We start from the raw sequence: 299 nt of genomic DNA, 5'->3' as shown, positions 1-299 counted from the left end.
CCCTCGCGGAAGTCGCCCTCCGCCAGCAGCGCCAGCGAGGCGTGGAACTCGCGTTCCAGGCAGGCCTCCAGGTTCGGCGCGCCGCGGCCGAGGCGCAGGAGGCACAGCGTCAGGACGGGGCTCGACGGCGCCTTGCTCAGGAGCGTCGCCCGGGTCGCGGCAGCGAAGTCCGAGCCGTTCGCCGCCAGGGCCGACAGGATCTCGTCGACCATGTCGAAGGCGAAGCAGCGGCCGATCACCGCGCGGCGCGCGGCCAGGGGCGCCGGGCCGGGACCCCGCGCACGGCGCGCGATCGCGTC

At 76.6% G+C, this 299-nt stretch carries 1 protein-coding gene; it reads right to left on the bottom strand.

Annotated elements, in window-relative coordinates:
- A partial coding sequence (locus tag ACLBXO_RS32095; protein ID WP_447687956.1) for an enoyl-CoA hydratase/isomerase family protein occupies nucleotides 1-299 on the bottom strand: 299 nt, incomplete at both ends.

It is taken from the genome of Methylobacterium sp. C33D (genome assembly GCF_053345825.1).
This window is presented reverse-complemented; position numbering and strand designations above follow the sequence as displayed.